Annotated in this window: 21 protein-coding genes and 1 pseudogene; 14 read left to right on the top strand and 8 right to left on the bottom strand. The window is 39.9% G+C overall.

The window, feature by feature from the left end; all coding sequences use genetic code 11:
* Positions 1-252: 252 nt before the first annotated feature.
* The 3 genes from Selli1_RS14815 to Selli1_RS14805 all read right to left on the bottom strand — a co-directional run bounded on the left by Selli1_RS14815 (position 253) and on the right by Selli1_RS14805 (position 1,881).
* Complete coding sequence (locus tag Selli1_RS14815) at positions 253-438, bottom strand: hypothetical protein (protein WP_009243795.1); 186 nt, start codon at positions 436-438, stop codon at positions 253-255.
* Positions 439-688: 250 nt separating this feature from the next.
* Positions 689-1,678 (bottom strand): 23S rRNA (adenine(2503)-C(2))-methyltransferase RlmN, encoded by a 990-nt coding sequence (gene rlmN, locus Selli1_RS14810; protein WP_002569187.1) that lies wholly within the window; start codon positions 1,676-1,678, stop codon positions 689-691.
* Positions 1,679-1,701: 23 nt separating this feature from the next.
* Positions 1,702-1,881, bottom strand: a complete 180-nt coding sequence (locus Selli1_RS14805; protein WP_002588768.1) for a cysteine-rich KTR domain-containing protein — start codon at positions 1,879-1,881, stop codon at positions 1,702-1,704.
* Between the two features lie 384 nt (positions 1,882-2,265).
* Between Selli1_RS14805 and Selli1_RS14800 the strand changes: the two genes are divergently transcribed.
* The 5 genes and pseudogenes from Selli1_RS14800 (at position 2,266) to Selli1_RS14780 (ending at position 6,285) form a co-directional block, all read left to right on the top strand.
* Positions 2,266-2,619, top strand: a complete 354-nt coding sequence (locus Selli1_RS14800; RefSeq protein ID WP_002569186.1) for a helix-turn-helix transcriptional regulator — start codon at positions 2,266-2,268, stop codon at positions 2,617-2,619.
* A gap of 267 nt (positions 2,620-2,886) precedes the next feature.
* On the top strand, positions 2,887-3,216 hold the full coding sequence (locus Selli1_RS14795) for a plasmid mobilization protein (protein ID WP_002569185.1): 330 nt from the start codon (positions 2,887-2,889) through the stop codon (positions 3,214-3,216).
* A pseudogene (locus tag Selli1_RS14790) lies at positions 3,177-4,232 on the top strand (relaxase/mobilization nuclease domain-containing protein); the annotation flags it as partial. The gene Selli1_RS14795 and the pseudogene Selli1_RS14790, both read left to right, overlap by 40 nt.
* Before the next feature lie 72 nt (positions 4,233-4,304).
* Entirely contained in the window at positions 4,305-5,633 is a 1,329-nt protein-coding gene (locus Selli1_RS14785; protein WP_114001571.1) for an ADP-ribosylglycohydrolase family protein, read from the top strand.
* Positions 5,617-6,285 carry an SIMPL domain-containing protein gene (locus tag Selli1_RS14780; protein ID WP_114001570.1) on the top strand — a complete coding sequence of 223 codons (669 nt, stop codon included), beginning with the start codon at positions 5,617-5,619 and terminating at the stop codon, positions 6,283-6,285. The genes Selli1_RS14785 and Selli1_RS14780 overlap by 17 nt, the downstream gene beginning before the upstream one ends.
* Positions 6,286-6,351: 66 nt before the next feature.
* Here the strand turns inward: Selli1_RS14780 and Selli1_RS14775 are convergent, their stop codons facing one another.
* Together Selli1_RS14775 and Selli1_RS14770 are read right to left on the bottom strand one after the other, a co-directional pair.
* Complete coding sequence (locus Selli1_RS14775) at positions 6,352-7,710, bottom strand: relaxase/mobilization nuclease domain-containing protein (protein ID WP_114001569.1); 1,359 nt, start codon at positions 7,708-7,710, stop codon at positions 6,352-6,354.
* On the bottom strand, positions 7,677-8,000 hold the full coding sequence (locus Selli1_RS14770; protein ID WP_026650133.1) for a MobC family plasmid mobilization relaxosome protein: 324 nt from the start codon (positions 7,998-8,000) through the stop codon (positions 7,677-7,679). The genes Selli1_RS14775 and Selli1_RS14770 overlap by 34 nt, the downstream gene beginning before the upstream one ends.
* Positions 8,001-8,282: 282 nt before the next feature.
* Between Selli1_RS14770 and Selli1_RS14765 the strand changes: the two genes are divergently transcribed.
* Positions 8,283-9,038 carry an 8-oxo-dGTP diphosphatase gene (locus Selli1_RS14765; protein WP_049946956.1) on the top strand — a complete coding sequence of 252 codons (756 nt, stop codon included), beginning with the start codon at positions 8,283-8,285 and terminating at the stop codon, positions 9,036-9,038.
* A 72-nt stretch (positions 9,039-9,110) separates the two neighbouring features.
* Here the strand turns inward: Selli1_RS14765 and Selli1_RS14760 are convergent, their stop codons facing one another.
* The 3 genes from Selli1_RS14760 to Selli1_RS14750 form a co-directional block, all read right to left on the bottom strand.
* Positions 9,111-9,404: a hypothetical protein gene (locus Selli1_RS14760; protein WP_026650130.1), complete on the bottom strand. Its 294-nt coding sequence runs from the start codon at positions 9,402-9,404 to the stop codon at positions 9,111-9,113.
* Positions 9,405-9,437: 33 nt separating this feature from the next.
* Positions 9,438-9,992 (bottom strand): ImmA/IrrE family metallo-endopeptidase, encoded by a 555-nt coding sequence (locus Selli1_RS14755; protein ID WP_055182584.1) that lies wholly within the window; start codon positions 9,990-9,992, stop codon positions 9,438-9,440.
* Between the two features lie 77 nt (positions 9,993-10,069).
* Positions 10,070-10,522 carry a type II toxin-antitoxin system RelB family anti-toxin gene (locus tag Selli1_RS14750; protein ID WP_095906919.1) on the bottom strand — a complete coding sequence of 151 codons (453 nt, stop codon included), beginning with the start codon at positions 10,520-10,522 and terminating at the stop codon, positions 10,070-10,072.
* A 193-nt stretch (positions 10,523-10,715) separates the two neighbouring features.
* Here Selli1_RS14750 and dinB point away from each other — a divergent pair, with 193 nt between their 5' ends.
* The 8 genes from dinB (at position 10,716) to Selli1_RS14710 (ending at position 16,897) form a co-directional block, all read left to right on the top strand.
* Positions 10,716-11,960, top strand: coding sequence for a DNA polymerase IV (gene dinB / locus Selli1_RS14745; RefSeq protein ID WP_095906918.1), 1,245 nt, complete (start codon positions 10,716-10,718; stop codon positions 11,958-11,960).
* Between the two features lie 20 nt (positions 11,961-11,980).
* Positions 11,981-12,220 carry a hypothetical protein gene (locus Selli1_RS14740; protein ID WP_095906917.1) on the top strand — a complete coding sequence of 80 codons (240 nt, stop codon included), beginning with the start codon at positions 11,981-11,983 and terminating at the stop codon, positions 12,218-12,220.
* Between the two features lie 90 nt (positions 12,221-12,310).
* A complete protein-coding gene (locus Selli1_RS14735) occupies positions 12,311-12,733 on the top strand; it encodes a hypothetical protein (protein WP_095906916.1) in 423 nt (140 codons plus the stop codon).
* 294 nt (positions 12,734-13,027) lie between these two features.
* Positions 13,028-13,573: a hypothetical protein gene (locus tag Selli1_RS14730; RefSeq protein WP_026650125.1), complete on the top strand. Its 546-nt coding sequence runs from the start codon at positions 13,028-13,030 to the stop codon at positions 13,571-13,573.
* 326 nt (positions 13,574-13,899) lie between these two features.
* Positions 13,900-14,460 (top strand): sigma factor-like helix-turn-helix DNA-binding protein, encoded by a 561-nt coding sequence (locus Selli1_RS14725; protein WP_171030321.1) that lies wholly within the window; start codon positions 13,900-13,902, stop codon positions 14,458-14,460.
* A gap of 105 nt (positions 14,461-14,565) precedes the next feature.
* Positions 14,566-14,871 carry a thioredoxin gene (trxA, locus tag Selli1_RS14720; RefSeq protein WP_028086464.1) on the top strand — a complete coding sequence of 102 codons (306 nt, stop codon included), beginning with the start codon at positions 14,566-14,568 and terminating at the stop codon, positions 14,869-14,871.
* A 12-nt stretch (positions 14,872-14,883) separates the two neighbouring features.
* On the top strand, positions 14,884-15,204 hold the full coding sequence (locus tag Selli1_RS14715) for a rhodanese-like domain-containing protein (RefSeq protein ID WP_028086465.1): 321 nt from the start codon (positions 14,884-14,886) through the stop codon (positions 15,202-15,204).
* A 1-nt stretch (position 15,205) separates the two neighbouring features.
* Positions 15,206-16,897 (top strand): FAD-dependent oxidoreductase, encoded by a 1,692-nt coding sequence (locus tag Selli1_RS14710; protein WP_114001567.1) that lies wholly within the window; start codon positions 15,206-15,208, stop codon positions 16,895-16,897.
* Positions 16,898-17,004: the final 107 nt, after the last annotated feature.

Raw genomic sequence — 17,004 nt, 5'->3', positions numbered from 1 at the left:
ATGTGGAATTATCCTACACGGAGTTCTGCCGTTGCAGGGAATCCGACCAGACCTATATGGACAAGCTGTTTATCCCCATTCAAGGCTGTCTGCTTGAAGTCGTGAGGGAGCAATACACAGACTTCTAAAACTCCCTGCTATTAGGTTCCACATTCTCACCTCCTTTCTCGTTGGAAAGTTGGTGGTGCTTCCCCCCTTTTCGCGGGGCAATACGGCGTTTTTCAAAAACGCCGAAGATTTTTTGAAATTTCTTCAAAAATTTTTTGAACGTACAAAATGCGCCCGTCCGAAAAGCCCGGACGGGCGCATAGGCATTGTAAGCAGTATCCAGATGATTAGACAGTTCATATATATAAGCGTAGTTTCCCCCGGTGGTGGGCGGGCTTTTTTTGATAAGTCAATAACTGTCGGATTTTGTCGATATGCTTTTTGCTTCATGGCGGCTACCTCCTTTAGCCGCCGATTTCAACAGTGATACCGCGTCATTTCATTAGAAGATAAAAAGAAACGGCGGCTTTGATTTTTCAAAGCTGCTGCGGAAATCAAAGAACGACAAGCAACAGTTCTGATTTTGCTCCAATATGGTTATTAGGGGCACAAATTAAAATCAAAAAAGAGCCGATAACAGCAGTATTTCAAACTGCATATTATCGGCTCTGCGTCTGTGCGTCTGGCTCTTTTAATTAAATTATTTCTGTTGTTTTTTGGCTTTATTATATGTATTAGCTAACTGTCCACAAGCTGCTTTAATCTCTCTACCATGAGAAACTCTCATGGTAACTTCAAGTCCTGTTTGCTCTAATTGATGTTTGAACGCAACCATTTCTTGTTTTTGTGGTGCTCTAATTTTTGAATTACTCGTCGGGTTGTATTGCAGCACGTTAATCATAACATTTTTGCCCTTAAACCATTTTGCAAGTTGCCTTATATCTGAGGAACGGTCATTTATACCTGGTAAAAGCAAATACGCAAATACCACTTTTCGATTATGCCTTTGAGAATAGGACAATGCTTGCTTAACAACATCTTCAATAGCGTACATGTGCATATGAGGAATGATACAGTTTCTCGCAGCCTGTGTTGCTGCATGTAAAGATATTGTCAACTGAATTTTTAGATGTTCTTCGCGCAATTTTTTTAATTGATTAACTGGACCAACTGTTGATACGGTAATGCCGTCGGTTGGAAAGTTAAGTCCATTTCTATCTCGAAGAATATGGATTGCTGCAATCAAGTTGTCGTAATTGAATAAAGGTTCTCCCATTCCCATAAAAACGATACGATTTACTTTTTGACGTATCAATACAACCTGCTGCACAATTTCAGACGGTGTTAGATTACGAACAAAACCATTGCGTCCGGACTCACAAAAAATACAGCCAACAGAACAACCAACTTGCGTACTTACGCAAACAGTCCCACCATCTCGCCGTTTAATAAAAACCGTTTCAATATACCTGTTATCTTTCAATTCATAAACATACTTTTCAGTATCGCTACTTTTATAGACTTTTTTTGTTGATATTGATAGATTTTCTTTGTGAAATGGCTGTTTATACAATTCCGTATATAAGGCTCTTGCTTTATCCTCTCCAATTACTTCCGACATTTCTTTGTAAGTAAATCCGTATGGGTCATTCAATATTTCCGTAGGTGTACTTTTAGGTAAGTGTTTCATTTAAATATCCTTCCTTTTCAAAATTAAAAAGTTTGTTTTTCAGAGTTTTTGATTATGATTTCTAGTTTTTCAACATCAACGATATGCGTTAATTTACATTTAGGGCAGAAAAGAGGAAAATTTCTTAATACCGTATTATAAAATACTTGAACCCTCGTCTTTCCGTTACAAATTGGACATTTTATCCAATATTTTTCAAGCATAATATTTCTCCTTTTGCGCAAAAAAATGCAGGTCAATTCTCAACATGAGCATTGACCTGCATTTATACATATAATACTACAACAAAATTAAGGCATAGTTTTTATACTATGTCTATACGTCGTTAGTTTTGTTGTATAGCATACGCAAAATAAGCATGACAAAAAAGCCCATATTGAAAATGGGAAAAATCTTTTTTGATTTCAATGCTTATCGAATACGCATGCTATGTAACATAAACATTCACCCCCTTTTATATAATATTATATACAAAAGCAGCTTGTTGTCAACATATATATATATGAATTATTTTGGCTAACTGATAGAACTACGTAGACATATCCAAGAAGAAAGGGGAACAGTAAAATGTAATAGGGTGAATAACTATGGCAAAAAGACCAGTACCACGATACGACTTTAAGGCTTTTGGGGCAGCGATAAAGGCAGCGCGTGAGGGATGCAAGGAGAGCCGCAAGAAAGTAGGCGACGAAATGTTTATCTCGCCGCGCTACCTTGCGAACATTGAGAACAAGGGGCAGCACCCAAGTTTACAGATATTCTTTGAGCTGATACAGCGTTACCATATATCCGTAGACCAATTCCTTTTAGAAACGCCGCCGGAGAAGAACACGCAGCGGCGGCAGCTTGACGCGCTTCTTGACGGTATGAGCGATACAGGCATACGGATTGTAACCGCAACGGCAAAGGAGATTTCCGAAGTCGAAAAAGAGGGCGAATAGGAATGTCCGACTTAAAACTGAACAGGATTTAGAAAGCGTTGTAATCTTTTTTGAGGTTGCAGCGTTTTTCTTTTGCGTAAGTTTGGCAAAATCGCTTTTTCTCCGTAGTAGGTGATAAGAGCCTAAAGGATAAAAACATTCGTAGCAAGCATAGGAAGCGGGTACCACTTCCGTATTTTCGCCCTCCCGCGCTGCGGCGCGTCGGTTGAAAATTGCTTGTTGGGAAGTGTCCCAAACCCTCGGAACGGAAAGGAAAGGAGCGAACACATGGACGGACGCAAAAGGACAGTGCAAATCAAATTCAGAGTGACGGAAGCGGAACGGGATTTAATACTGGAAAAAATGAAGCTCGTACCCACCCGGAACATGGCGGCGTATCTGCGGAAGATTGCCATTGACGGGTATATCATTCAGATAGACCACGCCGATATAAAGGCTATGACCGCAGAGATACAGAAAATCGGTGTCAACGTCAACCAGATAGCACGCCGCGTAAACGCGACGGGGAACGCATACCAAGAGGACATAGAGGAAATAAAGGGGGTGCTTGCGGAGATATGGCGGTTACAAAGATTAAGCCTATTAAAAGCACTCTAAGCAAAGCCCTTGACTATATCGAAAACCCGGACAAGACGGACGGGAAAATGCTTGTGTCCTCTTTCGGTTGCTCCTATGAAACGGCAGATATTGAGTTTGAATATACCCTGTCGCAAGCACTCCAAAAGGGGAACAATTTAGCCTTTCATCTGATACAGTCCTTTGAGCCGGGGGAAGTCGATTATCAGAAAGCCCATGAAATCGGAAAGCAGCTTGCCGACGCGGTAACAAAGGGGCAGCATGAGTATGTACTCACGACGCACATTGACAAAGGACACGTCCATAACCATATCATTTTTTGCGCGGTGAACTTTGTAGACCACCATAAATACAATTCCAACAAAAGGAGCTATTACGGCATACGGAACATGAGCGACAAGCTGTGCCGGGAAAATGGCTTGTCCGTTGTCGTCCCCGGCAAGGGCAGCAAGGGAAAGAGCTATGCGGAGTACCAGGCAGAAAAGACGGGTACAAGTTGGAAAGGCAAGCTGAAAACCACTGTTGACGCGCTTATCCCCCAAGTTTCCAGTTTTGAGGAATTGCTAACGCGGTTACAGGCGGCGGGCTATGAGATAAAGCCGGGGAAATATGTATCATGCCGCGCCCCCGGACAGGAACGCTTCACCCGCCTTAAAACCCTCGGCGCAGACTATACAGAGGAAGCCGTAAGGGAACGGATAGCGGGCAGACGGACAAAGGTGGCGAAAGCTCCCAGAGAGCAGCGCGGCGTGTCGCTGCTTATCGACATTGAGAACAGTATCAAGGCAGCGCAGAGTAAGGGCTATGAACAGTGGGCGAAAATCCACAATCTGAAACAGGCAGCTAAAACAATGAATTTCTTGACGGAACATAAGATTGAGCAGTACGCGGATTTAGTCAGCCGGATTGAGGAAATGGCAGCGGAAAGCGGACAGGCGGCAGACGCATTGAAGAACGCCGAAAAGCGGCTTGCGGAAATGGCGGTGCTTATCAAGAATGTTTCCACCTATCAAAAGACAAAGCCTGTCTATGACGCATGCCTTTTAATTATACTCATATTGTAACAGAGAAAGAGAGGTGCCGGAGTAATCCGGGAATTGGAGGCATATATGTACGGAGCAATTTTAGGAGATATTATAGGAAGTCCGTTTGAGTTTGACAGAGGTGATAAAACAAAGAATTTTGATTTGTTTAGTGAAGGCTGTGGCTTTACAGATGATTCTGTTATGACAATAGCAGTTGGAGAAGCTCTCCTGGCAGTCGGACCGGAAGCAGCAGTAAAGAAAATTGAAGATGCGGTAGCATCCAATATGCAGGATTGGGGAAAAAGATATCCACATGCAGGCTATGGTGGAAGCTTCAGACATTGGCTTAAAGAAAATAATCCGAAGCCATACGGAAGCTATGGAAATGGTTCAGCCATGAGAGTGTCAGCAGTAGGCTGGCTTTATGATTCGATGGAAAGAACCAGAGAGGTAGCTAGAGCTACAGCGAATGTGACACATAATCATCCAGAAGGTATAAAGGGTGCAGAGTCAACTGCAAGTGCAATATATATGGCAAGGAATGGATCTTCAAAAGAAGAAATCAAAACTTATATCGAGAGGGAATTTCATTATGATCTGAGTAGAACATTGGATAATATCCGAACCTACTACCATCATGTTGAAAGCTGTCAGGAAACAGTACCAGAGGCAATCATCGCATTTCTGGAATCCAAAGATTTTGAGGATGCCATACGGAATGCAGTATCACTTGGTGGAGATACGGATACGCTTGGTGCTATTACAGGAAGTATTGCAGAAGCATTTTATGGGATCCCAGCTGTGCTGATTGCAGAGTGTAAAAGCCGGATTGATAAGGGACTGATGACGGATGTTCTTGATGAATTTGATCATGTACTTGGCAGGAGCGTGGATACTTATTCAGATGAAGTGGATGAGACACAGGCAAATCAGATGATTGAGGCAGCAATCGACCAGTATTATATTCAGCAGGATAAAAATGGAATGCTGTTATTTATGGAAGTTATGGTAACAAGAATGCAGCAGGCAGGAGAAGTTATTGTTCCATATATCACGGAAAATCCTTTTATGTCGGAAGAACAGATAAGTAAAGTAAAGGCTGGTGACACGATTTCGCTTGACCATGATGTAAGACTTAAAATAGAGACTGTAAAAGATTCTGATGAAAAAGAATGGATTGGAGTATTTACATCTTCTGAAGAGATGCATAAGGGTTCTGCTGGAAATGTGCAGATGAATCAGTCTATTGAATCAATACTTCGTCTGGCACTTAATTGGGAACAGGTGAATGGAATTGTGATTAATCCGTTTGGTAAGTATATTCAGATGACAAAGAAGATGATAGAGCTTTTAATCAATGGGTATGAATATAATGAGAATGAAAGGAAGAGCAAAGATGATGAGAACAATTAAAGTTACAGGAAAAGGGAAAATAGCAGTAAAGCCGGATAAAATCCGGTTATATGTCAACAAGGAAGAACTTTGCAAAGAATATGAAGATACTCTCCGAAGGTCAACAGAAGATACAGAGCTTCTCAAGGATTTGTTTGAGAAACTTGGTTTTCAGAGAAAAGACCTTAAAACAGTATATTTTAATGTCGATACAGAATATGAAAGCTATCAGGACAGAGATAAGAGCTGGAAGCGAAGATTTAAAGGTTATAAGTATAATCACCATATGAAAATAGAGTTTGCAGCTGATAATAAAAGATTAGGGCAAGTCCTTTACGCTTTGGCTCATAGCTCATTAAGGCCAGAGTTTTCTATTGAGTATACAGTGGCAGATGTAGAAAAATGTAAAAATGAGCTGTTACATAAAGCAATCGAGGATTCCATTCAAAAGGCACAGGTGCTTACAACAGCAGCAAATGTGAAATTGGGTGAAATACAGGCAATTGATTATTCTTGGGGAGAGATAGATTTTGTAACAAAGCCATTGAATGAAATGAGATTAATGGAGTGTACGGAATGTGAAATGAGTGCACCGGGAGCATATGATATAGATATTGAGGCAGACGATATTAATGTTATTGATACGGCAACTGTAATATGGGAAATTGCATAAAGAGGAAGATATAAATAGATTAGACGAAAAGCAAGAGGCACCGTTAAAGTAGGTACCTCCTTCTTTTTAGAGAGTTAGCTCTTTTTCTGATATGGGAATTTGCATCTCCGGAGCATTAAGTAGTGCTGTGAAATTCTGTCTAATGATATTCAGTGTCTTCTGCTTTTTCTGCAATTCTTGTTTTTCCCGGACAGTAGCAGCTTGTTCAGATTCAAGATTTTCTATCCTCTTCTGGATTTTATTAGAGCTTGGGATTTTGGTAACACCGAGATCCTGAAGCTCTTTTTTTAGTGAATCGTGCAGTTGGTATTCTGCTTGATGTTTGGTTCGGTATGCTTTTGGATTTTTAGCAGATTTGCAATCTTCAATCACTTTTCGGCAGAGACGGTAAGAATCACAGTGTTTTTGAATGATTTTCTGTGTGCTCAGCTCACTGTTGATTTGCGTTATTCTTTGATCAGCCGCTTTAACAGAAGCATCAACATCAGAAACATGCTGTTGGAAATCTTCATAATTCAGCAGGTTATTTTCGGAAAGATAGTTGAAGGTGCGTGCCGCTTCTTTCAGGTTATTTAGTTTTGCCCATCGTTCAAATCCTTCTCGATTGCCGGTCGTAACATAAGTGGAGATATTGATATACAGGCGAGCTTCTCTGGACAGATGCCTTGGAGCTTTTATTTTGTTACGGTTTTTTGCCAAACGGATGCGGACATTTTCTTCTGAATAATAGCTTCCAAGAGATTTCATATAAGTGAAGTTTTTCTGTTCCGGTGCACAGAAGGACAGGTGTTTTCCCTGTCGGACTTCATATCCGGCTAACTGCATTTTTTGTAAAAATTCCTCATAGTTGATGGAAGTCCAGATTGCTTTATCAACTGCAACACGTAGCTTGGCTTTCCAGCTGGTGCCACGATGATATTCCATGTTCTCCTTATAACTTTTGCCTTTTTCTCCGGTTGGCATACTGGTGGCAAGTCCATTTTCATGGCAGATACGATTACTGATCCGGCAGATTTTATGGTAGCTCCGCTTATTGGAAACATACTTGTGATGATCAACAAAACTTGCTGCATTAAAGATGATGTGGTTATGGATATGATTTTTATCAACATGGGTGCTTATCACATATTCATATTTTCCTTTCAGTACTTCGTTTGCAAATTGTTGCCCTAAGCGATGGGCAGTTTCGGCATCAACTTCTCCAGGTTTAAATGACTGGATCAGATGAAATGCCAGGTTATCACCTTTGTCCATTCCATTCTTTTTTGCCATTTCTCTTGTCATAGAAAATTCAAGATCTGCAGTTTCCGGGGAACAGCCAAAACTGGAAACTAACAGTTTTTCATCTGTTTTATCTGGATTCGTGATGTAGTCCAGAGCTTTCTTGTCTGTTACTTTAATTGGGAAGATCTTAAGATACGCCATAATTCTTTCACCATCTCTTTTAATTCTTGCTTTTCTTCCGGATACAGATCACCGGTGCTGTTTACTTTTTTGGCAATCTGATTAATATTCACACCGATCTTATGCATTTCCTCATACTGTTTCTTCAGTGGAGTGGTATCGGTGTTGACGATGTAACCGTCGATTGCCATTTTACGAAGATAAGCTCCCATATTTTTTGTCTTTGATTCAATCATCTTTCTACGAATAAGCTTTTTTTCTTCTGGGGAAACACAAAACAAAATCTGTATATTTCTTTTTCTCTTTGCCATAGGCAGATTCTCCTTTCTTTGGTTCTTCGAAGTAGTGACTTCTGTGTTTTTAATTTAGGGCAGGGTTCCCTAAATTGCTGGTTTTCCGGAAGTGTATATACACTTCCTGTCCTTGCTATTTACCGGTGGCACAGCCGCCGGAAGAGAGTCTTAAAAAAGAACCCTCTATAAATAAGGTACTGAGAGAAGAAAAAGAGGACATCGAAGCTCAGAAGTATGACGCAAGCATGATTCTGTGGTATAGTAAAATCTGAATGAAAAAGAAGAAAAGAGGTCAAACCGATGTCACGGAAAAACCATAAGATGATAGATGGGAGATTACTGCAAACGAATAAGAAGTATTCCCAGTTAAAAATGAAGCAGAAAGAAAAGATTGCGGAATGGATGTTTCAGGCAACCAGAGATTATTATATGAAAAAATGTACTTTTCCGAGTGACAAACATCTGGAAGAAGTGGTGGATTCTGTTTATGAAAAAATTGAAGATGCAGAAATCTGGATTCCGTATGGAGAGGTCTTCAAGCATTATAAATCCAAACGATCGGATATCAACAAACGTGTCAGAAAATCTCTGAATGAAAAAGAAGAGAGTCAGATTGAGAAGGTCTGTTTTATGAATATGTGTATGATTCAGGATCATAAAGGGAATGTACTGGCTCTGGATAAAGTAAATGATAGCTATACCGGTACAACTTTTCCAGGCGGTCACGTAGAAGCAAATGAGATTTTTCAGAAATCTATGATTCGGGAAGTCTGGGAAGAAACAGGACTTACGGTTGAAGCACCGAAGCTTGGAGGATTATATCATTGGCATAAGAGCGGAGTGCACTATGTTATTACCTTGTATAAAGCGGATAAGTTTACCGGAGAATTAAAGAGTTCTGAGGAAGGAAGAGTTTATTGGATTCCGCTGGAAGAGTTAAAAACAAAAGAACTTGCTACAGGTATGGAACACGTTTTGCGGATTCTGGAATCAGAGAAGGTGGACGAGTGCTATATGCATCTGGAAGCAGATGGATATGTGGGAGACTTGTATTAAAGAATTACATGAGAAATGGCTGCCTGCTCATTGGAGAAAAGACAGCCATTCTTTATAAGATACATCATTCATCTATTCTGTTTTTTGCGGTTCGTTTTTGGAAGTGAAATTAATATATTTGGCACGTTGTAAAATTGAAATAACTGCATCAATGCTTTCAGGATTGGAGAAGCTCATGATAAAAGGTTCTTCTTTAAATTCCATGGGTTCGAACCCAGGATTCTGATCTGGATTCTTGAGTATATGGATGGGACGTGCACTCTGATTATAAAATGCCAGTTGTGCGGAATCTGTAGTGTTACCGATGACACCAATGCCTACATCCCCTTTTCCAAAGTCTATTCTATGTTTATTTAAGTTGATCATTTTCAAAAATCTCCTTTTTCAAAAATAGCATATTTAGTAATTTTCTATTATTCCCGAAGTAGGGATATCTTTTAAAAAGTCACTGTTGGAAGTAATCGGAGAATCTACAATCTGAACACCGCTACGTTTCATCATTCGGAATTTGAAATCAAGAAGTTCCGGTGGAACTTTCAGTTCAGCTGCAGCCTGGAAAAATGACATATCAGCGTTAAGCATCTCCAGGACATCTTCATCCTCCAGAAGATAATCAGCGGCAAAGCAATTCGCTTCATATTCACATTGTGATACTCCATCGAATAATTCAAAATCATGAAAACACTTGATCTGAAGGGTTTTCTGATGAAGGAGTGCGTGCCCAATCTCGTGGATCAGGATAATCTGCTGTATGATTTCCGGCAGATCGCTGTTAATGACGATGCAGGTCTTTCGACATTCCCGCATACAGAAGCCTTTACAACAGTTTGGATCAGTTCCAAGCGGAAGCTTCTTAACAATAATATGCATAGCGGCTGCAAGGCGGTACGGATCACTTTCCTGATATTTTGTTTTTACTTTATTAACAGTGTCTCTTATACATTTTGAACTCATAAAAACACCTCGATATTTCATAAGATAGTTTGCTACAAGTATAGAGTAGCAAAAGTGCTGTACGAAAATACGGACACCTATGAATCACTTTCCGTTTCAGTGTTTTTCTTTTTCCGTCCAAATGTCTTTTTAGCTTCCATCTTACAGGAAAGATATGCTTTGGTTACAGCTTGATAGAAAGCATCTTTTGCTTCTTCGTCAAGTTCGCCACCAGCGAAAAGAGCACGGTTGGCTTCGAGAATCTCATTGATGTCCTTGGCTCCTTTTTCACCAAGCTGTCCATTGACTTCATCAATATAATCCATTTTTTCAATTCCATAAGAAGGATCTGTAATCTCGTCATGTTTTAAATAATCATAAGAGACATTTAATGCATGAGCGAGCTTTCTCATAGTAGAGATTCGTGCGATGGTGCCGGAACTTTCATAAGCTGCGATTGCACGCTGTGATACGCCGACCAGTTCTGCAAGTTCTTTCTGCGTCAGATGATTCTGTTCTCGTTGAAATTTAATCTTGTCTGAAAAATTCATAGTGGGATCCTTTCCAAGTTTTTGAAATCGTAACTTCATCAACTTTATAAAAACTATTGACAGAGTTCATTATCACGTATAAAATACAAACAAATGTTCGTGAAGTTAGTAGAAATTATAATTCAAAAACTTCACAAAGTCAATATGAAGCAAAGAAGTTTTATTACGATTTTTAGACTGGTAGGTGAATGTTATGAGCAGGACAATTCTTCATTCAGATATGAATTGCTTTTACGCAAGTGTCGAGATGTTGCATCATCCGGAACTTGCCGGAAAGCCGATGGCAGTTGGGGGCGATCCGGAAGCAAGACATGGAATTGTGCTGACTGCGAATTATATTGCAAAGCGAGCCGGAGTAAAAACAGGTATGGCATTGTGGCAGGCAAGGCAGGTTTGCCCGGAAATAATTTTTGTACCGCCTCGCATGGATCTTTATTTGAGGTTTTCCAGAATGGCACAGGAGATTTACAGTGAATACACAGATCAGAGAGAACCATTTGGGATTGATGAAAGCTGGCTGGATGTAACTGCCAGCACTTCTGTCAAGGGAGACGGAATGAAGATTGCAAAAGAGATCAGCAGTCGGATTAAATATGAACTAGGTGTTACCGTAAGTATTGGTGTTTCCTGGAATAAGATATTTGCAAAGCTCGGTTCTGATTATAAAAAGCCAGATGCCATTACAGAGTTTTCCAAAGACAATTACAAGGATATTGCATGGAAACTTCCAGTAGGAGATTTACTTATGGTCGGACGAAGTACTGAACGGACGATGAAGAAACTTGGCATTTGTACGATTGGAGATTTGGCAGGAGCAGAATCTTCTATATTAGAAACATATCTTGGAAAGATGGGATTGGTACTTCATACCTTTGCAAATGGATGGGATGAAACTCCAGTTTCGGTAGAAGGATATAAAGCACCAATCAAGTCTATCGGGAACAGCACAACAACGCCAAGAGATCTTGTTAGTGAATTGGATGTCAAGATTATTTTGATGGCTCTTTCAGAGAGTGTAGGAGCCAGGCTGCGTGAAAATGGTTTTCAATGCAGGACAGTAGAAATCTCGATTCGGGATAATGGTCTGTATCATTTCACGAGACAGTGCAAGCTGGACAGGGCAAGTAATCTTACAGAAGAAATTGCCAGAACTGCATTTGAGTTATTTCAGAAAAATTATAACTGGGAACATCCGATTCGTAGTCTTGGTGTTCGAGGATGTGATCTGGTATCAGAAGAGATGCCTTATCAGCTTGATTTATTTATGGATGAAACAAAAAGAGAAAAAATCAAAAAGATGGACCAGGTGGTAGATGAGATCCGTGGAAGGTTTGGCTATCAGAGTATTCAGAGAGCATTTATGTATCAGGATAAGATACTGGCACAGCTGAATGCTAAGGAACATACGGTTCATCCACAAGCATATTTTCATGGATAGGAGAGAGCAGGTGTTTTGTAATGACAGCTAAAGTGTATGTAGATGTCCTGGCGGTATTTAGCCGGGAAGGAGAATTGATCCCTACAGCGTTTGTCTGGGAAGATGGACGTAAGTATGCGATTGATAAGGTTTCAAAACCGGAGCGTTGTGCCAGTCGAAAAGCTGGTGGAACCGGATATCGTTATACCTGTCAGGTGGGCGGGAAAATCTGTCATCTGACTTATGAAGAAAATTACAGATGGTTTATGGAACGTAAATAGATTTAAAAAGTAGTATTGACACTAGCTTTACTTTTGGTATCATTGGAAATGTGGTAGTGATGATGTGAGCTTTAAAATGAGGTAGATAATATGAGATGTCAGGTTTACATTCCAAAGGAACTGGAAGAGGTGTTGTTAAATGATGCTAAAAAAGCAGGTGTTAATGTATCAGAAATTATTATTAGAATATTGAAAAAAAATTATAAAACAAAGAATAGCGAAACACTAGATTATATTGCACTTAAAGATATTGTTTTTAAAGAAATAGAAGAATATATTTCAACATTAAATATCAATGATGAATTCGAGTTATATGATGCATCTGAAACATTTCGCAATATTCCGATGACAAAAGAGGGGAAGCCTAATGTTAATCGGGCAAAGCTTGGTAGATTGTTTGGTCAGTCTATTGGCAAAAAACCATTTGAAAATGTGGAAAGAGTTTATATTGCAAACGGTAATGTTAAGAAATCAAGATACAATAAAGCTACAATGTTTAAACGAACAAAATAGTTGTAATACAAAATATTGTAACGTGCTCCAAAGGGAGCCCTGAATCAGGGCCCCCTTTGGAGAGATAGATATTCGATGAGAACATCAGCAGTCGGGGATACATCCTTTCCCGTGAGAACCGATTGCTTTCAATAGATCATACAGTTGCCGGTCAGCCAGAAATAGAAGCTATCCCACAGCGGATATTTCTGCGGAATCTGCATGAAGAGATGTTAGGACAGTGACAGACTGTGAATGGAACAAACAATACAATGATTGGTCTGGCTGCGGAAGCGGTCGGGAAGGAGGACAATTATGCAGAGAATACAGGATATGTTTATCAATATGGAAGAAGTGGCAGAGGATGCTTATAAGAATACGGAATTATTGCTGAGTCAGTATACCAAGGTAATGTTCCGTATTGAGAAGAATCTTGTGGATATAGATTATGAAATGTATGCAGAAGAAGGGAAGCATCTGAAGGAAATGTTATATGATCTGGTAGATTTCGATGCGACTGCAGAGAAACGCAGAATTCAGGAAAAGCTTCTGAATAATGATATGAATCTCTGTTTGCTGGAAATAATGAGAGATTCCCTGATAGCTTTGAGGGATTATCCAAAGAATGGACAGCTGTATTATCGGCTTTTGAAATATAGATATTTTGAAGCAGGAAATACCAATGAAGATGTGATGCTGATGCTGGATGATATGCCAAGCACCACTTACTATCGAAACCGTAAGAAAGCAATCCGGTTGTATGCAACAATGCTCTGGGCATTTACACGACCGGAAAAGATACAGAATAAGATGGAGGAAATAAACTGGAAGAAAAGTGGAAGTAAAGTGGCAGTGAACTGACAGTAAACTGGCATGTGAATGGTATTACAATGAAAATACGTGCATGTTAGAATTGATATGCTGAGAGAAATAGACCTTCGCAGACGTAATGTTTGCGGAGGTTTTTCTTTTCTCAAATTATAAGGCGTCAGGCTGTGCCCGGAAGGGCATGGCCTTTTTTTATACCCAAAAACAGGTTGCAGATTTGAAAAAGCTTCCTTTTTAACAGGTAGATGCCGGAAAGGAAGAGCATATCAAGATGCAGGGAAGAGGCAGGCATTATGCCAGATATCCATGATTTTCGATTTGTCACAAATCAACAAAAACGACAAATCGGAGGAACAATCATGGAAAAAAGAAAATACACATTTTACGACAGATACCAGAAGGTGAAATACGCTAATATTACTGCAGAGGAGCTGGAAGTTCTTAATATTTCTTATAATAAGGAACATTATATGTTCGATCAGCAGCATCAGAGAAATAATACAGTATTATTTTGTGGATTAGAATCAGAGAACGGTTGTGCGACAGACTTTATCGCAGATAGTGGACGTGATATTGCATCGGATATCACAACTGAGATCTTCTTCAAAGAACTCTTCAGTGATCTGACAGAGAAAGAAAAGAAAATCGTGAGCGATTATTTTATCATGGGAAAACAGGTTAAGGAAACAGCAGAGGAACTGGGCATCAGCACACGTCAGGTAAGTAGAGACAAGAAAAGTGCTTTGGCAAAAATGTTAAAGAGGATGAAAGCAGCTGGATATGAATCATATGCTGAGGCGGCTGGTGCATTTCTGCAGGAAAGCGATTATATTCCAACACAGATGGAAACACAGAATTCTATTATGAAGAAAAGGACCGGAGAAGTGAGACTGCCATCAGATCATAAGATGAAAAAATAAATTAGTTAAAAATTAATCATGATAATAATGTGATGATATCACAGAAAACAAATGAATTTCAGATTATAATAAAGCCACAAAAGAAAAAACAAGGAGGACTGTAAAATGTCTGCTATTAATATCAATAAAAATAATTTTCAGAATGAAATAATGGATTCCGAGAAAACCGTTCTTTTAGACTTTTGGGCTCCTTGGTGTGCTCCTTGTCGTATGGTGGCTCCTATCATAGAGGAGATAGCAAGTGAACGCCCTGATATCAAAGTTGGAAAGATCAATGTGGATGAGCAGCCAGAACTGGCAAGTAAATTTGGTATTATGAGTATTCCAACTTTGGTGGTTATGAAGAATGGGAAGATTGTAACAAAAGTTTCAGGGGCAAGACCTAAGAAGGCAATCTTAGAGATGCTTTAAGGAGGTGCGTTAATGGGATTTTTTGATTTTTTAAAACAGGCGAATATTAATCAAGGGATAGAGGAATATAAAAAGACTGCTGGTGCAGTTCTGCTGGATGTTCGTACGCCGCAGGAATATCAGGAAGGGCATATACCAGAAAGTAAAAATGTGCCATTGCAACAACTTAACAATGTTGTTTCGGTAGTGAAGAATACAGAAATACCGCTGTTTGTATACTGTTATTCCGGAGCCCGAAGTCGTCAAGCAACTGGGATGTTGCAACGAATGGGATATTCTAAAGTAAATAATATTGGTGGCATTGCTGCTTATTCAGGAAAGGTGGAAAAATAAGATGAAGGTAATAATCGTAGGCGGTGTAGCCGGAGGAGCTACAGCTGCAGCAAGAATACGAAGATTGGATGAACATGCAGAAATTATTGTGTTTGAAAGATCCGGATACATATCCTATGCGAATTGTGGGCTTCCATATTATATCGGAGACGTGATCACAGACCCGGAAGAACTTACACTACAGACACCAGAGAGTTTTTTTAAACGATTCCGTATTAACATGAAAATTCATCATGAAGTTATCTCCATACATACGGAACGAAAAACGGTTTCAGTGAAAAATTTAGAGAATGGTGAGATATTTGAAGAAAACTATGATAAGCTGATCCTCTCTCCAGGTGCAAAGCCAACACAGCCGAGACTTCCCGGAGTAGGTATGGATAAACTTTTTACACTTCGTACTGTAGAAGACACTTTTCGGATAAAGGAATATATAAATAAGAATCATCCAAAATCGGCTGTATTGGCAGGTGGCGGTTTTATTGGTCTGGAACTGGCAGAAAATTTGAGGGAGCTTGGCATGGATGTTACAATTGTCCAGCGGCCTAAGCAGCTGATGAACCCATTTGACCCGGATATGGCATCCATGATCCATAATGAAATGAGAAAGCATGGGATAAAACTGGTACTGGGCTATACAGTAGAAGGATTTAAAGAAAAGGACAATGGAGTAGAGGTTCTATTAAAAGATAATCCATCCCTTCAGGCTGATATGGTGGTGCTGGCAATCGGAGTTACACCAGACACAGCATTAGCAAAAGAAGCTGGTCTGGAACTTGGCATCAAGGGAAGTATCGTAGTGAATGACAGAATGGAAACTTCTGTACCGGATATTTATGCAGCAGGTGATGCAGTTCAGGTAAAACATTATGTTACGGGTGATGATGCGCTGATCTCTTTGGCCGGACCAGCCAACAAGCAGGGCAGGATCATCGCTGATAATATTTGTGGTGGTGACAGCCGTTACCTGGGCAGTCAGGGAAGCTCCGTTATCAAAGTATTTGATATGACAGCAGCCACTACAGGTATCAATGAAACCAATGCCAAAAAGTCAGGATTAGATGTAGATACAGTAATTCTTTCTCCTATGAGTCATGCCGGTTACTATCCTGGTGGAAAAGTGATGACCATGAAGGTGGTTTTTGAAAAAGAGACTTATCGTTTGCTTGGTGCTCAGATTATTGGATATGAAGGAGTTGATAAACGTATTGATGTGCTGGCAACAGCAATTCATGCAGGGCTGAAGGCAACCCAGCTGAAAGATCTGGATCTTGCATATGCACCGCCGTATTCCTCTGCCAAGGATCCTGTAAATATGGCAGGATTCATGATAGACAATATAGCAAAAGGTACCTTAAAACAATGGCATCTGGAAGATATGGATAAGATTTCTAAAGATAAAAGTGTTGTATTGCTGGATGTGAGAACTGTAGGTGAGTTTAACAGGGGGCATATGGATGGATTCAGAAATATTCCTGTAGATGAACTAAGGGAACGTATCAATGAAATTGAGAAGGGAAAGCCTGTTTACTTGATATGCCAAAGTGGTCTGCGCAGCTACATTGCCAGCCGTATTCTGGAAGGAAACGGTTATGAAACATACAACTTCTCCGGTGGATTCCGCTTCTATGATGCAGTGGTTAATGACCGTGCGCTGATTGAAAGGGCATATGCATGTGGTATGGATTATTAAAAAATAATCACAATAATTTTATAATTTACTTGTAGCGTAAAAAGATCCCCCATTTATTAGAATGACTTTCACAATTCTGATAAATGGAGGATTCTTTAGATGTCATA

This window comes from Sellimonas catena, assembly GCF_027924685.1.
GTDB lineage: Bacteria > Bacillota > Clostridia > Lachnospirales > Lachnospiraceae > Sellimonas > Sellimonas catena.
Note: the sequence above shows the minus strand (reverse complement) of the source record. Positions and strands in the feature narration are given on the sequence as shown.